The 17,340-nt window shown below is 64.0% G+C and carries 18 protein-coding genes; 13 read left to right on the top strand and 5 right to left on the bottom strand.

Annotated features, from left to right (window positions below; genetic code table 11):
• The first annotated feature begins 1 nt into the window (after position 1).
• From GWG67_RS21640 to GWG67_RS21590, 11 genes are all read left to right on the top strand, one after another.
• Positions 2-808 carry a biotin--[acetyl-CoA-carboxylase] ligase gene (locus tag GWG67_RS21640; RefSeq protein ID WP_275171308.1) on the top strand — a complete coding sequence of 269 codons (807 nt, stop codon included), beginning with the start codon at positions 2-4 and terminating at the stop codon, positions 806-808.
• Positions 808-2,478 carry a ribonuclease J gene (locus GWG67_RS21635; protein ID WP_275171307.1) on the top strand — a complete coding sequence of 557 codons (1,671 nt, stop codon included), beginning with the start codon at positions 808-810 and terminating at the stop codon, positions 2,476-2,478. Before GWG67_RS21640 ends, GWG67_RS21635 begins: the two co-directional genes overlap by 1 nt.
• A gap of 67 nt (positions 2,479-2,545) precedes the next feature.
• Positions 2,546-2,950: a methylmalonyl-CoA epimerase gene (gene mce / locus GWG67_RS21630; protein ID WP_275171306.1), complete on the top strand. Its 405-nt coding sequence runs from the start codon at positions 2,546-2,548 to the stop codon at positions 2,948-2,950.
• A gap of 9 nt (positions 2,951-2,959) precedes the next feature.
• The gene (locus GWG67_RS21625; protein WP_275171305.1) at positions 2,960-3,235 is read left to right on the top strand and encodes a DUF1467 family protein; all 276 of its coding nucleotides are present in this window, start codon (positions 2,960-2,962) and stop codon (positions 3,233-3,235) included.
• Between the two features lie 30 nt (positions 3,236-3,265).
• Positions 3,266-3,613 (top strand): hypothetical protein, encoded by a 348-nt coding sequence (locus tag GWG67_RS21620; RefSeq protein WP_275171304.1) that lies wholly within the window; start codon positions 3,266-3,268, stop codon positions 3,611-3,613.
• 31 nt (positions 3,614-3,644) lie between these two features.
• Positions 3,645-4,925: an S-methyl-5-thioribose kinase gene (gene mtnK, locus GWG67_RS21615; RefSeq protein ID WP_275171303.1), complete on the top strand. Its 1,281-nt coding sequence runs from the start codon at positions 3,645-3,647 to the stop codon at positions 4,923-4,925.
• Between the two features lie 133 nt (positions 4,926-5,058).
• Positions 5,059-6,648, top strand: a complete 1,590-nt coding sequence (locus GWG67_RS21610) for an ABC transporter substrate-binding protein (protein WP_275171302.1) — start codon at positions 5,059-5,061, stop codon at positions 6,646-6,648.
• Positions 6,649-6,708: 60 nt separating this feature from the next.
• Entirely contained in the window at positions 6,709-7,632 is a 924-nt protein-coding gene (locus GWG67_RS21605; RefSeq protein WP_275171391.1) for an ABC transporter permease, read from the top strand.
• Entirely contained in the window at positions 7,629-8,450 is an 822-nt protein-coding gene (locus GWG67_RS21600; protein WP_275171301.1) for an ABC transporter permease, read from the top strand. The genes GWG67_RS21605 and GWG67_RS21600 overlap by 4 nt, the downstream gene beginning before the upstream one ends.
• Positions 8,447-9,427, top strand: coding sequence for an ABC transporter ATP-binding protein (locus GWG67_RS21595; protein WP_275171300.1), 981 nt, complete (start codon positions 8,447-8,449; stop codon positions 9,425-9,427). The genes GWG67_RS21600 and GWG67_RS21595 overlap by 4 nt, the downstream gene beginning before the upstream one ends.
• The gene (locus GWG67_RS21590; protein ID WP_275171299.1) at positions 9,420-10,463 is read left to right on the top strand and encodes an ABC transporter ATP-binding protein; all 1,044 of its coding nucleotides are present in this window, start codon (positions 9,420-9,422) and stop codon (positions 10,461-10,463) included. The genes GWG67_RS21595 and GWG67_RS21590 overlap by 8 nt, the downstream gene beginning before the upstream one ends.
• A 918-nt stretch (positions 10,464-11,381) precedes the next feature.
• Here the strand turns inward: GWG67_RS21590 and GWG67_RS39105 are convergent.
• Together GWG67_RS39105 and GWG67_RS21585 are read right to left on the bottom strand one after the other, a co-directional pair.
• Entirely contained in the window at positions 11,382-11,465 is an 84-nt protein-coding gene (locus GWG67_RS39105) for a hypothetical protein (protein WP_354101095.1), read from the bottom strand.
• 78 nt (positions 11,466-11,543) lie between these two features.
• On the bottom strand, positions 11,544-12,161 hold the full coding sequence (locus GWG67_RS21585; RefSeq protein ID WP_275171298.1) for a LysR family transcriptional regulator: 618 nt from the start codon (positions 12,159-12,161) through the stop codon (positions 11,544-11,546).
• A gap of 125 nt (positions 12,162-12,286) precedes the next feature.
• Here GWG67_RS21585 and GWG67_RS21580 point away from each other — a divergent pair, with 125 nt between their 5' ends.
• A complete protein-coding gene (locus tag GWG67_RS21580; RefSeq protein WP_275171297.1) occupies positions 12,287-12,679 on the top strand; it encodes a RidA family protein in 393 nt (130 codons plus the stop codon).
• Between the two features lie 42 nt (positions 12,680-12,721).
• Positions 12,722-13,414, top strand: coding sequence for an L-2-amino-thiazoline-4-carboxylic acid hydrolase (locus GWG67_RS21575; protein WP_275171296.1), 693 nt, complete (start codon positions 12,722-12,724; stop codon positions 13,412-13,414).
• Positions 13,415-13,742: 328 nt separating this feature from the next.
• Here GWG67_RS21575 and GWG67_RS21570 read toward each other — a convergent pair whose 3' ends face one another.
• Genes GWG67_RS21570 through GWG67_RS21560 form a run of 3 tightly spaced genes read right to left on the bottom strand, consistent with a single transcriptional unit; the run spans position 13,743 to position 17,315 of the window.
• Complete coding sequence (locus GWG67_RS21570; protein WP_275171295.1) at positions 13,743-14,771, bottom strand: ABC transporter permease; 1,029 nt, start codon at positions 14,769-14,771, stop codon at positions 13,743-13,745.
• 12 nt (positions 14,772-14,783) lie between these two features.
• Positions 14,784-16,286 carry a sugar ABC transporter ATP-binding protein gene (locus GWG67_RS21565; RefSeq protein ID WP_275171294.1) on the bottom strand — a complete coding sequence of 501 codons (1,503 nt, stop codon included), beginning with the start codon at positions 16,284-16,286 and terminating at the stop codon, positions 14,784-14,786.
• A gap of 6 nt (positions 16,287-16,292) precedes the next feature.
• Positions 16,293-17,315 carry a sugar ABC transporter substrate-binding protein gene (locus GWG67_RS21560; RefSeq protein WP_199198585.1) on the bottom strand — a complete coding sequence of 341 codons (1,023 nt, stop codon included), beginning with the start codon at positions 17,313-17,315 and terminating at the stop codon, positions 16,293-16,295.
• Positions 17,316-17,340 lie beyond the last annotated feature (25 nt).

Genomic DNA, 17,340 nt, shown 5'->3' with positions numbered 1-17,340 from the left:
GATGGCATTCGCGCTCGGTCCTCGTGCGGCGTCGGCGGGCTACAAGCTCGCAGCTTTCGAACGGACCGGCTCGACCAACACCGAGGCGATCGAGCACGCGAGGCGCGGCGAACGCGGCCCGATGTGGTTCGTGACATCGGAGCAGACCGCCGGCCGTGGCCGCCGCCAACGCGCCTGGATTGCGCCAAGGGGAAACCTTGCCGCCAGCGTCCTTGAAGTCCTTGATGTCGCTCCTTCCGTCGCCGCGACGATCGGCTTTGCGGCCGGGCTGGCCGAGGAGGCCGCGCTGGAGAAGGTCAGCCTGGAGGCGGCACTGCGCCTCGGCGAGGGCCGTCCCCGCTACGCCCTGAAATGGCCGAACGACGTGCTGGCCGGCGGCAAGAAGCTGGTCGGCATCGGCCTGGAGGCCGAAGCCATCGGCGACCGTCTTGCCATCGTCGTCGGCATCGGCACCAATGTCGTCGCCGCGCCCGAGGGCACGCCGACGCCGGCGGTGTCGCTGGCCGCGCTCGGCGTCCAGATCAGTGCGGAAGAGCTGTTCTCGGCGCTCTCGGATGCCTGGGTGGAATTCCGCGGTATCTGGGACAATGGCCGCGGCTTTGCCGCTATCCGCAAGCTGTGGCTGGAGCGCGCCGCCGGCCTCGGCGAGCGGGTCGCGATCCACACGGGAGTGACGACGCTGGAAGGCATTTTTGACACGATCGACGACACCGGCTGCCTGATCGTCCGCACCGCGGAGGGCCGGCGCGTGCCGGTGGCCGCGGGCGAGGTGTTCTTCGGCACGGCCGCCTCCGTGGGAGCTGCGTGATGGCGAAGCCTGAAGAACTGGTATTTGCACCGCTCGGCGGCGTCGGCGAGATCGGCATGAATTTGTCGATCTACGGTCTCGGCAACCGCCAGCAGCGCGCCTGGCTCGCGATCGATCTCGGCGTCTCCTTCGGCGACGAAGAGCATCTGCCGGGCATCGACTTGATCATGCCCGACGTCAGCTTCCTGGAGAAGGAACGCAAGAACCTGATGGGGCTGGTGCTGACCCACGCCCATGAGGACCATTTCGGTGCGATCATCGACCTGTGGCCGAAGCTGAAATGCCCGATCTACGCGACGCAGTTCAGCGCCGCGCTGTTCGAGGCCAAGTGCGCTGCCGAGCGCAATGCGCCGAAGATTCCGGTGACGGTGGTGCCGTCGGGCGGGCGCGTCGACATCGGGCCGTTCAATGTCGAGTTCATCCCGGTCGCGCATTCGATTCCGGAGTCGCATGCGCTGGCGATTCACACGGAAGTCGGCACGGTGCTGCACACCGGCGACTGGAAGATCGATCCGACCCCGATCATCGGCCGCCCGACCGACGAAAAGCGGCTGCGGGAGCTCGGCGATGCGGGCCTGCTCGCCCTGATCGGCGATTCCACCAACGCCGTGCGCGACGGCCGCTCACCCTCGGAAGCCGAGGTTGCCAGGTCCATCACCGAGCTCGTCAAGGCCGCCAAGGGCCGCGTCGCGGTCACGACCTTTGCCTCCAACGTCGCGCGCCTCAAGGCCGTCGCCATCGCCGCGAAGGCGGCCGACCGTGAGGTCGTCGTGGTCGGCCGCGCCATGGAACGCGTCGTGCAGGTCGCGCGCGAGACCGGCTATCTCGACGGGGTGCAGAGTTTCCGCTCCCCGGACGTCTACGGTCATCTGCCGCAGGACAAGGTGCTGGCGCTCTGCACCGGCAGCCAGGGCGAGCCGCGTGCCGCGCTGGCGCGAATCGCCAATGACGATCATCCCGAGATCACGCTCAACCGCGGCGACAGCGTGATCTTTTCCTCGCGCACCATTCCCGGCAACGAGAAGGCGGTCGGCGCCATCATCAATGGCCTGGTTTTGCAGGGCGTGGAGGTCATCACCGACCGCGACCAGCTGGTCCATGTCTCCGGCCATCCCCGCCGCGACGAATTGCGCGACATGATCGCCTGGACCAGGCCGCAGCTCCTGATCCCCGTCCATGGCGAGGCCCTGCACCTCAACGAGCACGCCAAGCTGGCGCGTGCCGCCGGCGTGCCGCGCGTGTTGGTTTGCCGCAACGGCGACCTCATCAAGCTCGGCCCCGGCGATCCCGGCATCATTGGGCAGGTGCCTGCGGGCCGCCTCTACAAGGACGGCACGATTCTGGAGGACTCCAAGTCCCGCGCGGTGGTCGAGCGGCGCCGCATGGCCTTCTCCGGCTGCGCCTTCGTCGCCATCGCCATGACGCAGCAGGGCGAACTCGTCGACGATCCCGAGGTCGATCTGATCGGCATCCCCGAGAAGAACAAAGCGGGCGAGCCCTTCGACGACATCGTCTTCGACGCCGTGGTCTCCACCATCGAAGGCCTCCCGAAGGCGCGCCGTCGCGACGCGGATGCGCTGGCGGAGTCGGTGCGACGCGCTGTCCGCTCCGTGATCAACGAACATTGGGGCAAAAAGCCCCCCTGTCTGGTACATGTGCTGACAGTCTAATTTGGGCATGATCTTTCCGGAAAACCGCTTCACACTTTTCCGGATCATGCCCTAGGGGAGAAGAACCATGCTGGGCCGGCTCAACCATGTCGCGATTGCGACCAAGGACGCCGTCAAGGCCGCCAAAATCTATGGCACCGCATTCGGCGCCGAGATCTCGGAGGCCGTCGCGCTGCCCGAGCATGGCGTCACCACCGTGTTCGCGACGCTGCCCAACACCAAGATCGAGTTCATCGAGCCGCTCGGCGAGGCCTCGCCGATCGCAAAGTTCCTCGATCGCAACGCCGACGGCGGCATCCACCACGTCTGCTACGAGGTCGTCGACATCATCGCCTCGCGCGATACGCTGGTGAAGGAGGGCGCAAGAGTGCTCGGCGACGGCGTGCCGAAGATCGGCGCCCACGGCAAGCCGGTGCTGTTCCTGCACCCGAAGGACTTTTCCGGCGCGCTGGTCGAAATCGAGCAGGCATAGGCCGAAGCCATGGCCATCCAGATCTCAACCGCAATCGCAATTTATTTCGTCATCTGGTGGGTCGCGCTGTTCCTGACGCTGCCGTTCGGCGTGCGCAGCCAGCACGAGGACGGCGTCGGAGTGCCGGGCAGCGACCCCGGCGCGCCGATCCTGACGCGGATGGGGGGCAAGCTGATCTGGACCACCATCATCTCGGCGATCATCTATGGGATCGCCATGGTCGCCTATCACGCCGGCTATTTGTCGATCGAGCGCCTGTCGAAATTGATGGGCATGCCGTTTTAAGAATTTTTGATTGGCTTTGTTGGGGGACCAATGACTTTTCAGAGGATCGTCGTCGCGCTTCTGGTGCTGATCGTCGCCGGCCTCGGTGCCATCGGCTATTTCGAGTGGAAGATGGCCGTGCAGGTGCGCACCCTGAAGGCGTTCGTCGAGGGCTACGTCTTCAACGAGGCCGTGATCGCCTGCGAGCAGGCCAAGAGCTCGACGCCGTTCAAATGGAACGGCGGCAAGAGCACCTCGGTGATCGGCCTGAACTCGGTCAAAACGGACAAATACACCGTCAGCGCCAGCTACACGCTGGTGGCGGACAGCGTCTATTGTGATTACGATCCGATCAAAAGAAAGGCCGAGATCGGCTCGAGCTTCCTGGAGCGGGAGTAACGATCCGGCCCATATATGGGATGAGATCGTCATGGCACAGGGGCAGGGGGACTACCGGATTCTGCATGAGGCGGCGTTGCGGGATTATCTCGCAAGCGTTGCAGACCTCAAGGCGCTTCTCGGGAGCGAGCCGGCCTCCTGGTCGATCACCGAAGTCGGCGACGGCAATCTCAATCTCGTCTTCATCGTAAAAGGCGGCCAGGGCGGCGTCGCCGTGAAGCAGGCGCTGCCCTATGTCCGCCTGGTCGGCGAGAGTTGGCCGCTGCCGCTGTCCCGGGCTCACTACGAATATCTCGCTTTGTCGCGGCAGGCCGAGCTTGCGCCCGGCCTCGTGCCGGCGCTGCTGCATCACAACGAGGCCTTGGCGCTGACGGTGATGGAGCTGCTCGAGCCCCACATCATCATGCGCAAGGGGATGGTTGCGGGCTCGCAATATCCGCGCTTTGTCGATGACATCACCACCTTCATGGCGCGGACCCTGTTCTTCACCTCCGACCTCGCGCTGTCGGCGGCCGAGAAGAAGCAAGGCATCGCGGCCTTCGCCGGCAATCATGCGCTATGCAAGATCACCGAGGATCTGATCTTCACCGATCCCTACCGCATCGCCGAGCAGAACCGCTGGACCACGCCGTATCTCGATGCGCTCGCCGCAGAGCTGCGCGACGACATGGATTTGCATGTCGCGATCTCCCGGCTGAAGCTGAAATTCATGGCGAGCCCCGAGGCACTGCTCCACGGCGACCTTCACACCGGCTCGATCATGGTGACGGACGGCGAGACGCGGGTGATCGACCCCGAATTCGCATTCTACGGCCCGATGGGTTTCGATGTCGGCGCCGTGCTGGCCAACCTCCTGATGGCCTATTTTGCCTCCGCCGGCCACGAGCGCTCGCCGGGCGAACGGCGTGCGTTCGAGCATTGGGTGCTGGAGACGGTCGAGCAGGTCTGGAACGCGTTCGCCCGCAAATTCCTTGAGCTCTGGCGCGCTGGCGCCGTAGGGGATGCCTATCCCGCCTCGCTCTTCGCCGGCGAGACAGGCGCGGCACGCCTGGAGGCCGAGCGGCAGGCCTACATGCAACGGCTGTTCGCGGACACGGTCGGCTTCGCCGCGGCAAAAACCATCCGCCGTATCTTCGGCCTCGCCCACAATATCGATTTCGAGCTGATCGAGGATCCGCGCAGGCGCGCGATCAGCGAAGCACGCGCCGTGCGGCTGGCAAGGATGATGATGCTGGAGGCGGGTGCGTTTCCGACCATTGCGGACGTCACCGCTGCAGCGCGAAAATTGCGCGAGTGGCAGCCGGAGTTCTAGCCGGCTTTCTCACAAATCGGCGGGGCCCGCGCGCGACGCTCGCATACGTCAACCCCTTCAAGGCGCTTGCGCTCGACCTGCCGTGGATGATCAACTCCCGGACCGGAGCACGGCTTGCGTTGTCGGAGGGACCATGATGTTCAGGATAGTGGCGATCGTCGCGGGTCTGGGGCTGGCACTGGCCGCTACGGCGGAGGCCCAGACCCCGCGCAAGGGCGGAACCATCCGCATGACCGCGCCTTATGGGTCGAGCTTCACCAGCCTGGACATTCATACGACGCAGCGCGCGCAGGACGAGATCTACGCCAAGGCGCTGCACCGGTCGCTCTACATCTGGAATTCCGCCGAAGGCAAACCGGTTCTGGAGCTTGCCAAGGAGGACGTCGTCTCGGGCGGAGGTCTCGTTCATACCTTCAAGCTGCGCGACGACGCCTATTTCCACAACGGTCGCAAGATGACGGCCGACGACGTCATCTGGACCTACAACCGCATCATGGACGGCACCAAGGCTTATCCCGGCGCGCGCTATGTCCGCGTGATCGAGGGCGCGGCGGCGGTCGAGAAGGGCCAGGCCAAGGAGATCTCCGGCCTGAAGAAAATCGACGACTCTACAATCGAAATGAAGCTGACCGAGAAAGTCGATCCGGGCTTCTACTTCTGGAACGCGATCACGTCGATCTATCCCGCCGACGAAGCCGCCAAGGAGAGCTTTCTCCAGAAGCCGATCGGTCTCGGACCCTTCAAATTCGTCGAGCACGTGCCGGGATCGCGCATCGTTCTGGAACGGTGGGACCGGTTCTACAAGCCCGGCAAGCCCTACGCCGACAAGATCGTCGTGTCGGTCATGGGCGAGGCCGCGGCACGCGATGTCGCCTTCCGCAACAAGGAGATCGACACCTCGGTGCTGGGACCTGCGCAATATGTCGCCTATCAGAACGACGCCGACCTCAAGGGCACCGTGGTCGAAGTCGCCGAGGTCTTCACCCGCTACATGGGGATGAATCCCGCGTTCAAGCCGTTCGCCGACAAGCGCGTCCGGCAGGCGATCAACTATGCGATCGACACCGACCTGATCATCAACAAGCTGGTCAAGGGCAAGGCCTATCGCGCCACCAGCTGGCTGCCGCTGACCTCTCCTCTCTACGACAAGACCATGAAGCCCTACGCCGTCGATCCCGCCAAGGCCAAGCAACTGCTCGCTGAGGCCGGCTATCCCTCAGGCTTCGAATTCGAATGGACCACCAGCCAGAACGAGAGCTGGGGTCTGCCGATCGTCTCGGCCGTGATCCCGATGCTGGACAGGGTGGGCATCAAGGCGAAGGTGAAGCAGGTCGAGACCGCGGTGCTGGCGGAGGTGGTTCGCAGCGGCGACTACCAGGCGTTCATCTATTCGCAGGCGACCGGACCCGATCCCCAGGCCGCCCTCAAATGCTTCCACTCGGCGACGCCGCAATCAGCCTGCAACTATATGAACTTCAAGAATCCCGAGTTCGACAAGCTGATCGACGAGGCCGGGCAGTCCGATGACGCTGCAAAGCGTACCCAGCTGCTGCAGAAGGCCAATGCTGTTCTCTACGAAGAGGCGCCGGTCTGGTTCTTCAACTACAACAAGGCGGTCATGGCGGTGCAGCCGTGGCTCAAGGGGGTCCAGCTGAATGCGACCGAGCTGACCCATCAGAACGTCGAAGACCTCTGGGTCGACGAGACCTCGCCCGCGAAGTGACACGCGCTCTCGCGCTCCCTCCGTCGCCATGAACGACGGAGGGAGAGAGGAAAAGTGCCGATGCTCTCCTTCCTGTTCCGCCGCCTGCTGCAGACCATTCCGACCGTGCTCGCCGTGGTGGCTCTGGTGTTCGTGCTGTTCAGCGTCGTGCCCGGCAGCATCGTCTCGTCCATGAGCGACGATGCCGATCCGCAGGTCGAGCTGCGCATGAAGAAGCAGCTGGGCCTCGACGATCCCGTCTATGTCCGCTTCGGCATCTACATTGCCAAGCTTGCGACCGGTGATTTCGGAACGTCGTTCCGGACGCGCGAGCCTGTAACGTTCATGATCGCCAAACGGATATGGCCGACGCTCCAGCTCATCTTCGCAGCCATGGCGTTTTCCGTCGTGATCGGCGTTCCCCTGGGTTTCATCGCCGCGCTGAAGCCGGGGGGCATCGTCGACACGCTGGCCATGGTCGTGGCGGTGTCGGGACTATCGATCGCCAAATTCTGGCTCGGACTGGTGTTGATGTACTTGTTTGCGTTGAAGCTCGGCTGGCTGCCGAGTTTCGGCTATGGCGACGGCGGGATGAAATATTTGATCCTTCCGGCCGTGACGCTCGGCGTCTCGCCGATGGCGCTGTTCGCCCGGACGACACGCGCCGCTGTCCTCGAGATCATGACCGCGGATTTCGTCCGCACCGCGCGCTCCAAGGGCATGAGCGAGACCCGAGTCGTGAAATGGCATGTGACGCGCAACGCGCTTGTCACTATCCTCACCACGGTCGGCTTGCAGTTCGGCGCGCTGATGGGGCAGGCGGTCGTGGTCGAGAAACTGTACTCCTGGCCGGGCATCGGCTCGCTGCTGGTCGACAGTGTCCTGCAGCGCGACATTCCGGCCGTCCAGGGCTCCATTCTCGTCGTGGTGCTGTCCTTTCTCGCGATCAATCTGCTGATCGACGTGCTCTACGGCGTGATCGATCCCAGGATCAGATACGCATGAAGCTCCGCGCCAATCTCATCATCGGTGGCGCGCTGTTCGCGCTTGCGATCGTGGTCGGCCTGCTCGCGCCCTGGCTGGCGCATACCGATCCTGTCCTGGACGCCAATCTGCTCAACGCGGAAGAGCCTCCGAGCTGGACCTGGTGGTTCGGCACCGACGACCAGGGCCGCGACATTTATTCCCGCGTCGTCTACGGCGCGCGCGTTTCGCTGACGGTCGGCATCGTCTCGCAGCTCATCAACAGCGTCATCGGCGTGGCGCTGGGCCTGAGCGCCGGCTATTGGGGCGGCTGGTGGGACGATGTCGTCAACAGCCTGACCAATCTCATGCTCGCGATTCCCTCGCTGATCTTCGCGCTGGCCATCATGGCGGTGCTTGGTCCCGGCCTGACCAGCCTGCTGATCGCACTCGGCTTGACCAACTGGTCCTTCACGTGCCGGATCGCGCGGGCCTCGGCGCTGTCGCTGAGGAGCCAGGGCTATGTGCAGGCCGCGACCGTGCTCGGCTACGGCGATCTGCGCATCATGATCACGCAGCTGCTGCCGAACATGCTGGGTCCGATCGTCGTCATCGGCACGCTCGGCATGGGCAGCGCGGTCTTGTCCGAAGCCGCATTGTCGTTCCTCGGCCTCGGCGTCCGCCCGCCGTTTCCGAGCTGGGGCAGCATGTTGTCGGATGCCCGCGACCAGATCACGACGGCGCCGTGGCTCTCGGTGTTTCCCGGCCTTGCCATCTTCCTGACGGTGCTCGGCCTCAATCTGCTCGGCGATGGCTTGCGCGACATTCTCGATCCCCAATCGCGGAGCCGGCGGACATGACGGGCGCGCCGCTGATCGAAGTCGAGGATTTGCGCATCGATCTCGACGATGGCTCGAGGCGCGTTGCGGCGGCCGAGGGCATTTCGTTCCGCATCGATCGCGGCGAGACCTTCGGCCTCGTCGGCGAATCCGGCTGCGGCAAGAGCATCACGGCGCTCGCCTTGATTGGCCTGTTGCGGCAGCCCTTGTCGATCGGCGGCGGCGTCATCCGGTTTGAAGGGCGGGAGATCCAGCACCTTTCAGCCGCCAGGCAACGCGATCTGCGCGGCAATCGCATCGCCATGATCTTCCAGGAGCCGATGACGGCGCTGAACCCGGTCTCGCCGGTGGGCCGGCAGATCGCAGAAATGTTCGTGCTGCACAAGGGCAAGAGCTGGCGGGAAGCCGACAGACTGGCGGTCGAGGCGCTGGCGAGCGTCCGCGTTCCCGCGCCGGAGCGGCGCGTGAAGGACTACCCGCACCAGCTGTCCGGCGGCATGCGCCAGCGCGTGATGATTGCCATCGCGCTCGCCTGCGGTCCGGATCTCCTGATCGCCGACGAGCCGACAACGGCACTCGACGTGACCGTGCAAGCCGAAATCATCGAGCTGATGCGGAATCTTTGCGCCGAGCGGGGGACCGCAATCCTGATGATAAGCCACGATCTGGGGCTGGTCGCCAATGTCTGTCGCCGGGTGGCCGTGATGTATGCCGGCCGTATCGTCGAGGAGCGCGGCTCGGCCGATATATTTCGGGCGCCCTCGCACCCCTATACGCGAGGCCTGGTCGCCTCGCTGCCGCGGCTCGGCAGTCGCGCAGCCCTTGGCCGCACCCGGCTGACGGAGATCGCGGGTGTGGTCCCGGCCATCACGAATTTCCCCGACGGCTGCCGGTTCAATCCGCGTTGCGCGCAGGCGACCGATATTTGCCGGACCACCGCGCCGGGAGCGGATTTGCTCGACCCCGGCGGTCTGGTCAGGTGTCACCACCATGCATGAGCCGCAAGACAGGTTGGGTGAGACACGGCCGGACGACGATGTCATTCTCAGCGTCAGGGATCTCGCGGTCCACTTTCCGCTCGGAGGTGGCCTGCTGGGGCGCGGCCGTCGGCTGCTCCGTGCCGTCGACGGCGTCGATCTCACCTTGAAGCGGGGCGAATGCCTCGGCCTCGTCGGCGAGTCCGGCTCCGGCAAGTCGACGGTCGCATTGTCGATCCTCGGTCTCCTGACGCCGACGCGCGGCCGCATCGTGCTGGACGGACAGGTCGTGACGAACCGGCCATCCGTCGATCGAAAGGCGCTGGCCCGCATCGTGCAAATTGTGTTTCAGGATCCCTACGCCTCGCTCAATCCGCGCCAGACCGTTCGTCGTACGCTGGAAGATCCCCTGCGTGTGCATGGCGTCACGGCCAAGAGCGAGATCGAGGACCGCGTCGCGAAGATGCTGCGGCATGTGGGCCTGCGGCCGGAGCAGGCCGACCGCTATCCGCATGAATTCTCCGGCGGCCAGCGCCAGCGCATCGGCATTGCGCGTGCGCTGATCCTCAATCCCAGGATCGTCATCTGCGACGAACCGGTCTCGGCGCTCGATGTCTCGATCCGTGCCCAGATCATCAATCTGCTGCTGGAATTGAAGGAAACGCTCGGTCTCTCCTACATCATGATCAGCCACGATCTCGGCGTCGTCGAGCACATGAGCGACAAGGTCGCCGTGATGTATCTCGGCCGCATCGTCGAGAACGGCCACTGGCGCGAGATCTTCGAGCGGCCCGCGCACCCCTACACGCAAGCCCTGATCGCCGCCATCCCCGATCCCTTGCGCCATGCACCGCTGGCGACGACAGGCGGCGACCTTCCCAATCCGCTCAATCCGCCGAACGGATGCGCGTTCAGTCCGCGGTGCCGTTACGCGGAAGCTGTGTGTCGGAGCGAGCCGGGGCCGGTGCTGGAGACGCGGGTGGACGGGCACGCGGTGAGGTGTTGGCGAAGCGAGGAGATTGCTGCGGCGAGCTTCGCTCCATCACCGTTACCCTGAGTGGCCGCTTCGAATCTCCGAATGAGGGAGCGTCTCTCGGGCATTGATCCGATTTGTTTGTCAAGCTAGCGCTTGGAGAGGCTTTAGGGGGAAGCCCACCATCCGTCGGGGAATGGCTCCAGCAAAGTCCGATCGACTTGGTTGTCGTTGTCAGGGGGGCCGATAGCTCCTGCATTCCAGCTCGGTGGCGTGCGGCGACGGAGGCGGACAGACAGGGCGCCTGGTTCACGACTTCGAAGGCGGCGCGAAGCAGGATGTGTCAAGCGTAATGGAGGCACACCGCGGGCGCTTCGCTCTGCTTCTTCGACTACATCTCGAAGATATTCCAATTTGGAGAGCTGAGAAGTGAGTGCGCTAAGACGTTGGGCATAAAGGATTGCGCGAGAGCTTCGCATGGATGTTCTCCCTGGCACAAAGAACTATCGGGAAAAAGTAGAAATCTACCATAGGTACACATCGGATTTCAATACGTCAGGCTCACTGCTTCAGGGTTGCGGCTTCGGCCAGCGCGTTTCGCGACGCGCTCAGGAAGATACGGCCAGGTGCGGAGGCAATTGAGACAGCAAAAGGGACCCCAGCTTCAGGACCGGTGAAGCTGGGGCTGTTGAGCTGCCTTGGCGAAGCAGACTGCCCGCTTGGGGAGAGGCGCGGGAGAAATCGGCAATCGGCAAGTCGTTCCTAGCCGAACAAAAATGAGCCCCAGCTCCGGGGGCAATGGGGAAGAGCTGGGGCCCGACTGGACTGCATTACCCACTTGGGGATGAGCGTCGGAAAATTGGTAACCGGCGAGCTGCTTCAACTGCCGTGCTGCCGAAAAATGTTTAGCGGCCTCTGTCGTCCTTGCCGTTGGGGGTGCCAATCGCCGCCGCCGTTACCCAGTCGTTGTTGCCATGGTGATGGACCACGCTCGCACCCGATTTAGCAATTGCATCGGACGTGAAGGAGGTGGAGAGCAGCAGCGTTATGGCTGGAGGTGTCACGGCAGCTAACTGCCACTGACACCACAACCGCGATGATGACATCGTGCTCCTGTTTCCCCGACCCATCAAACGGGGCCCCGGCAAGGCTATGGATTGCCGGTCAAGCCTGTCGTCTGACACCGACCAGACGAGGGCGGCGGTTTGCGTTCTCGGCCGGCAAGGCGCGCAGCCAGTCGCGGAAGCCTTCGACCTCCGGGCAATCCGCGGTGCCTTCGGGCGCAACGAGCCAATCGCCCAAACCCGATCCTTCATCGATCCGGTCGCAGCGATAGCCCGGATGGTGGCCCAGTCCGCGGGCGATCAGCAGGTCGACCTTGCCCTCGATCAGCTCGTGCAGGCCGGCCGGATGCAACAAGCCGATCTCCGCATGCGTGCTGCGAAACGCTGCCAGATCGAGGCGGCGGAGGTCGAAGCTGCCATGGACGCCCAATTGCAGCAGCACCGCACCTGCCGGTTTCAATTGCGAGGTCGCCTCCGCAATGTGGCGAAAGCCTTCGGATACGCCGGGCAAATAAGCCTGACCGGCGACGGTGAGGATGAGCTGCTTATGCAGCCGCTCGAACAGCTGCACGCCGAGGCGCGCCTCCAGCGCCTTGACCTGCTGCCCCACGGCGGCGGGGGTCACGTGCAGCTCGTGTGCGGCCAGCTTGAAGCTGAGATGCCGCGCGGCGGCTTCGAACGCGCGGAGCGCGTTGAGTGGTGGAAGGATGTAGGTCATCGCTCCTTTTGACACTGATGGGCCATGGCCTTGCAATAGATTTTCTTGCGCTGAGCCGCAGCAATGATGCTTTGCGTAGCGGTGATGGCGCCGGATACGGTCGATCCGCAATCCGGAGAAACCCTATGCCCCCAGCTCACATCGTCAGCCACAATCCCGCAACGGTCCACGCTCCCGCCGGCGGTTACTGCATGGGACTTGAACTGACGCAGCATCGCCGCCTGTTGTTCATCAGCGGCCAGGTGCCCGAGAGGTCCGACGGCGCCGTTCCTGACGGTTTTGAGGCGCAGTGCGAACAGGCCTGGCGCAATTTGATCGAGGTGCTCGCCGCCGCCGGCCTTGGCGTCGCGCATCTGGTCAAGGTCACCACGTTCCTGACCGACCGCAATCAGCTCGTCGCCAACCGCTCCATTCGTCGCGCGATGCTGGGCGAGCACCAGCCCGCGCTGACGGTCGTGATCGTCGAGACCGTCGACAGCAAATGGCTGCTGGAGATCGAGGCGGTCGCCGCGGAGTGAAACCAGCCGACTTTGCAATGAACCAATCATATCAGGTGTCCCATGGCTGAAATCATCCATCCGTTTTACGAAGCGCATCGCGGTGCAATGGAGGCCGCCATGCGCGAGCGGCTCGACCTGGCCGAAGCGATGTTGCGCGAGCGCGCGCAACTTTCCGGGATCGACGGGATCAGGCAGGAGTTGATGGACGAATTCGAAATCGTGCTCACCCAGATGCCCTATGTTGGCGGCGCGGCGAGCCGCATGAGCGATTTCTTCATGCGTCTCATGGGCTTCACGGCGATCAGCCGGGTGCTGCGGCGTCACGGCGTGCCGCTGCCTGTGATAGGCGAGATCGAGCGGGAAACCTACAAGGCGCAATTGCTCACCGTATCGGAAGCGGAACGTCTCGCCTCGGGTCGTCAGTTCATGTCGCCGGAGAACCAGGCCTTGCTACGGGAGCAGGCAGCAAGAAGCGCGACCGAGAGCCATCAGACCGAATTTCCGGAAGACTTCGTCTACGATTTCGTCGAGCCTGATACGGACGACAAGTTCGAGTTCGGGATCAACTACAAGGCTTGTGGCTTCTGCAAACTCGCGGCGCGCCATGGCGACAAGGACATTCTGCCGAACATCTGCGGGCTCGATTTCGTCGCCTACGCAGCGCGAGGCATCCGCCTGGAGAGGACTCAAACACTCGCGGGCGGTGCGAGCCATTGCAATTTCCGGTTCTCGCGGCTTGCTCTGGATGAGTAGGCGGAGAGGTAAGCCGCCTGATCGTGCTCTGCGATCGGATCGCCCACTGTTACCACATCGTCATTGCGAGCGCAGCGAAGCAATCCAGAATCGTTCCGCGGCGGCAGTCTGGATTGCTTCGCTGCGCTCGCAATGACGGAGGTTGGGGCGCTGTCCGGAGCCGACCCGCGTAGACCGCCACGATGACATCCTGCGCCTGTTTTGCCCGACGATTCAAACGCCGCCACGGTGACGTCTACATGAGTTCGGGTTTTTGTAACTCGTTGAATTCCCTCACGCTATCTACTGTGCATGGGGTTGTTTTCGCGCTTTTTGTTTTGAGGGGCGGCTATTCCACCGCCTTTTCCCTCAGCCGCTGCGCATAGACATTGATCACCAGCGCCGCCAGCAGGATCAGGCCGCGGATCAGGATCTTCAGGAAGCTGTCGATGTTGACGTGGTCGAGGCCGTTATTGAGAACGCCGAGAACGAACAACCCGACGATGGTGTTGCCGATGCCGCCGCGGCCGCCGAACAGGCTGGTGCCGCCGACGACGACGGCGGCGATGGAGTCGAGCAAATAGGTATCGAACTCGTTCTGCTGCGCGCTGCCGAAATGGGCGACGCCGAGCATGCCGCCGATACCGGAGCAGACCGCCGAGATCACCATGACCGCGCCGAGGATGAGCTTGACGTTGAGGCCGGAATATTCGGCCGCCTCGCGGTTGCCGCCGACCATGTAGACGTAGCGGCCGAAGCGCGTGTAGGTCAGCACCAGATGTCCGCCGAGCAGCATGATCGCGGCGACGATGACGATCCATGGGATGCCGCCGAGCGAGCCCGAGCCGAGCGTGGTGATCACGCCGGGCACCTTGTAGGCGATCTGGCCGCGCACCAGCAGTGCCGAGATGCCGGCTGCGATCTGCATCATCGCCAGGGTCATGATGAAGGAGGGGATGCCGATCACGGTCAGGCCGAGCGCATTGACGAGGCCGAGAAACGCGCAGAGCAAAATGGCCAGCAGGATCGCGGCGGCGCCGGGCAGGGGAATGTTGGGAATGTTAACGTAGGATTCCTGGAGCGTGAAGTAGGCGACCGCGATGCCCGTAACGTTGGCGATGCTGGCGATCGAGAGGTCGATCTCCGCGCAGAGGATCACGAAGGTGAGGCCGACGGCGATGATCCCTGTGACTGACACCTGCGTCAGGATATTGCCGAGATTGTCCAGCGTCGCGAAGGAGGGGCTGGCCAGCGCAAAGAAGCCGGACAGGAAGATCAGCGTCAGAAACGGAGCGATGTTGCGCATCTGCGAGCGCAGGAACGGCGCAAGCCCTCGCGTCCGCTGCCCCGCCGCCAAAGCCGTGTCACTGCTCGCCATGATGCTTCTCCGTCACGCCGCTTCCAGCAGGCGGTCCTTGCTGACCGGCTCGTTCGTGAACTCCCGCACCAATGCGCCGCGCTTGAGCACGAGGATGCGGTCGGCCAGCGACAGCACCGTTTCCGGCTCGGTCGACAGCACGATGATCGCGAGCCCTTTGGCGCGGAGATCGCGGACGATGTTGATGACGTCGTTCTTGGCGCCGACATCCATGCCGCGGGTGGGCTCGCACAGCACCAGCAGTTTTGGCGGATAGGTCAGCCATTTCGCCAGCGCGACTTTCTGCTGATTGCCGCCGGAGAGCATGCCGAGATCAAGGCCGACGACCGGCGGCCTGATCTGGAGCTGCTCGACCTGGCGCTTCGCGATGTCGCGCTCCTGCGCCGGCTTGAGCAGCAGCGCCGAGATGCGATCGAGAATGCTGATCGAGATGTTCTTGTAGACCGGCTCCTGGTGAAACAGCATGTCGCGCCGGCTCTCCGGAACCAGCGCCACGCCGGCGCGCCGCGCCGCAGCCGTGCTGGCGAAGCTTTTGGGCTTGCCCTCGACCGCGAGCGTGCCGCCGTCCGGCTTCAGCTTGCCGAACAAGATGCGCGACAATTCCTGCTGGCCGCAGCCCATGAAGCCGTAGATGCCAAGCACTTCGCCGGCGCGCGCCTCGAAGGAGATGTCCTTCAGGCTGCGGGCTAGCGACAGCTGGTCGACCTTCAGGACCACCGAGCTGTCGCTTGGCCGCGGCAGCATCAGATCGTCGCTGTAGCTGTGCTCGAGCGCTTCGCCGCCGCGGCCGATCATGGCCTCGATCAGCGCGCCCTTGCTAGTCGCAGCACTTGCCGTCTCCGCGACCTTCCGCCCGTTGCGGAACACGGTCACCGTGTCGGACACGCGCAAGATGTCCTCGATGAAATGCGAGATGAAGACGATCGCCGTGCCTTCCTCGCGCAGCCGCCGCAGCGTCGCGAACAGCCGCTCGACTTCGGGCGGCGAGAGGGCGGACGTCGGCTCGTCCAGGATGACGATGCGCGCGCCGGAGAACAGCACGCGCGCGATCTCGATCAGCTGCTGAAGTCCGATCGGGAGGTCGCCGAGCCTCGACATCGGATCGACGTCGATACCGAAGCGGGCGAGCTGCTCGCCGGCCTCGCGCGCCATCCGCCGCCATTGTACGAGACCGAGCCGGTTAGTCGGCTGGTTGCCCAGGAACACGTTCTCCGCGACCGTGAGGTCCGGCGCGACGGAGAGCTCCTGGTGCACCATGGCGATGCCGGCGCTGTGCGCGTCGCGGGCCGAGCGGAAATGCGTCTCCTGTCCGTCGATCAGGAAGCGGCCGGAGAATTCGGTGTGCACGCCGGCGATGATCTTCATCAGCGTGCTTTTTCCCGCGCCGTTCTCGCCGACGAGACCATGGATCTCGCCGGGGAGAAGCGCAAAGTCGACACCACGAAGCGCCTCGACGCCGCCGAAGCTCTTCGTGATGCCCTGAAGTTCAAGGATGGGCGAACGTTCCTCTCGCATGGAGGCTCAGATCAGGAAGTGATCCTGCATCCATTGCATCCCGGCGGCGTTGGCCTTGGTCACGACCGGACCGTCGGTAACGACGTTCTTGGGAATGCCCTGTCCGCTCTTTTCGCCGCCGACCACGGCGGAGACGCCCGCGATGACGGCGCCGCCATGAATGCGGCAGGACGGATTGCGGACGGTTGCGAACATGCGGCCCTCGCTGACCGCCTGGATCGCCGGCGGCATCGCATCCACGCCGCCGATCAGGATGTTGGTGCGGCCCCGCGCCTTCATGATGTTGGCGGCCGCGAGCGCCATGTCGTCATTGTGGAAGAACGCCGCGTCGATCTGCGGATACTTCGTCAGGTAGGTTTCCCAGAGACGTGCGGTCTTCGACACGTCCCAGTCGGCCGGCTGGGTGTCGAGCACCTCGATCCCGGGGAATTGCTTCACGACATTGTTGAAGCCCTTGGCGCGGCCCTGCGCGCCGGTGTGGCCGAGGGCTCCTTGCGTCATGATGATCTTGCCCTTGCCGCCCATGGCGTTGCACAGCGCCTGCGTCACGGAGGCGCCCATGAACTCGTTATCAGGGGCGAGGAAGGAGTGGACGTTGATCTGGTCTAGCGGCGCAATCAGCGTGTCCATGTCGATCACGGGCGTGCCGGCATCGATCATCTTCTGCACTGGCTGGGTGAGGGTGCCGATGCCGAATGCCTGGATCGCGACGAAGTCCCATTTCTGCGAAGCCATGTTGTCGATAGCCGCGCGCTGCTTCACGGCATCGAGCTGGCCGTCGAACCAGGTGACCTCGACATTGAACAGCTTGCCCCAGAATTCCGCGGCCTGCTTGCCCTGCGCGCACCAGGTTGCCTGCAGGCCTGCGTTGGAGAACGCCGCCTTCAGCGGCTTCTCGCTTCGTCCGACTTCGGCTGCGAGGGCGGGGTTTATGCCCATGCTGCCGAGGATGGCAGTCGCGGCGCCGGCGGTTGCTGCCGCCTGAAGAAGATCGCGCCTCGTCGTCGAGAAATCTTTCGTCCCGGACATCGCTCGCTCCCATACAAATTTATCT

Source organism: Bradyrhizobium sp. CSS354, from assembly GCF_029051725.1.
In the GTDB taxonomy this organism is placed as follows: Bacteria; Pseudomonadota; Alphaproteobacteria; order Rhizobiales; family Xanthobacteraceae; genus Bradyrhizobium.
This window is presented reverse-complemented; position numbering and strand designations above follow the sequence as displayed.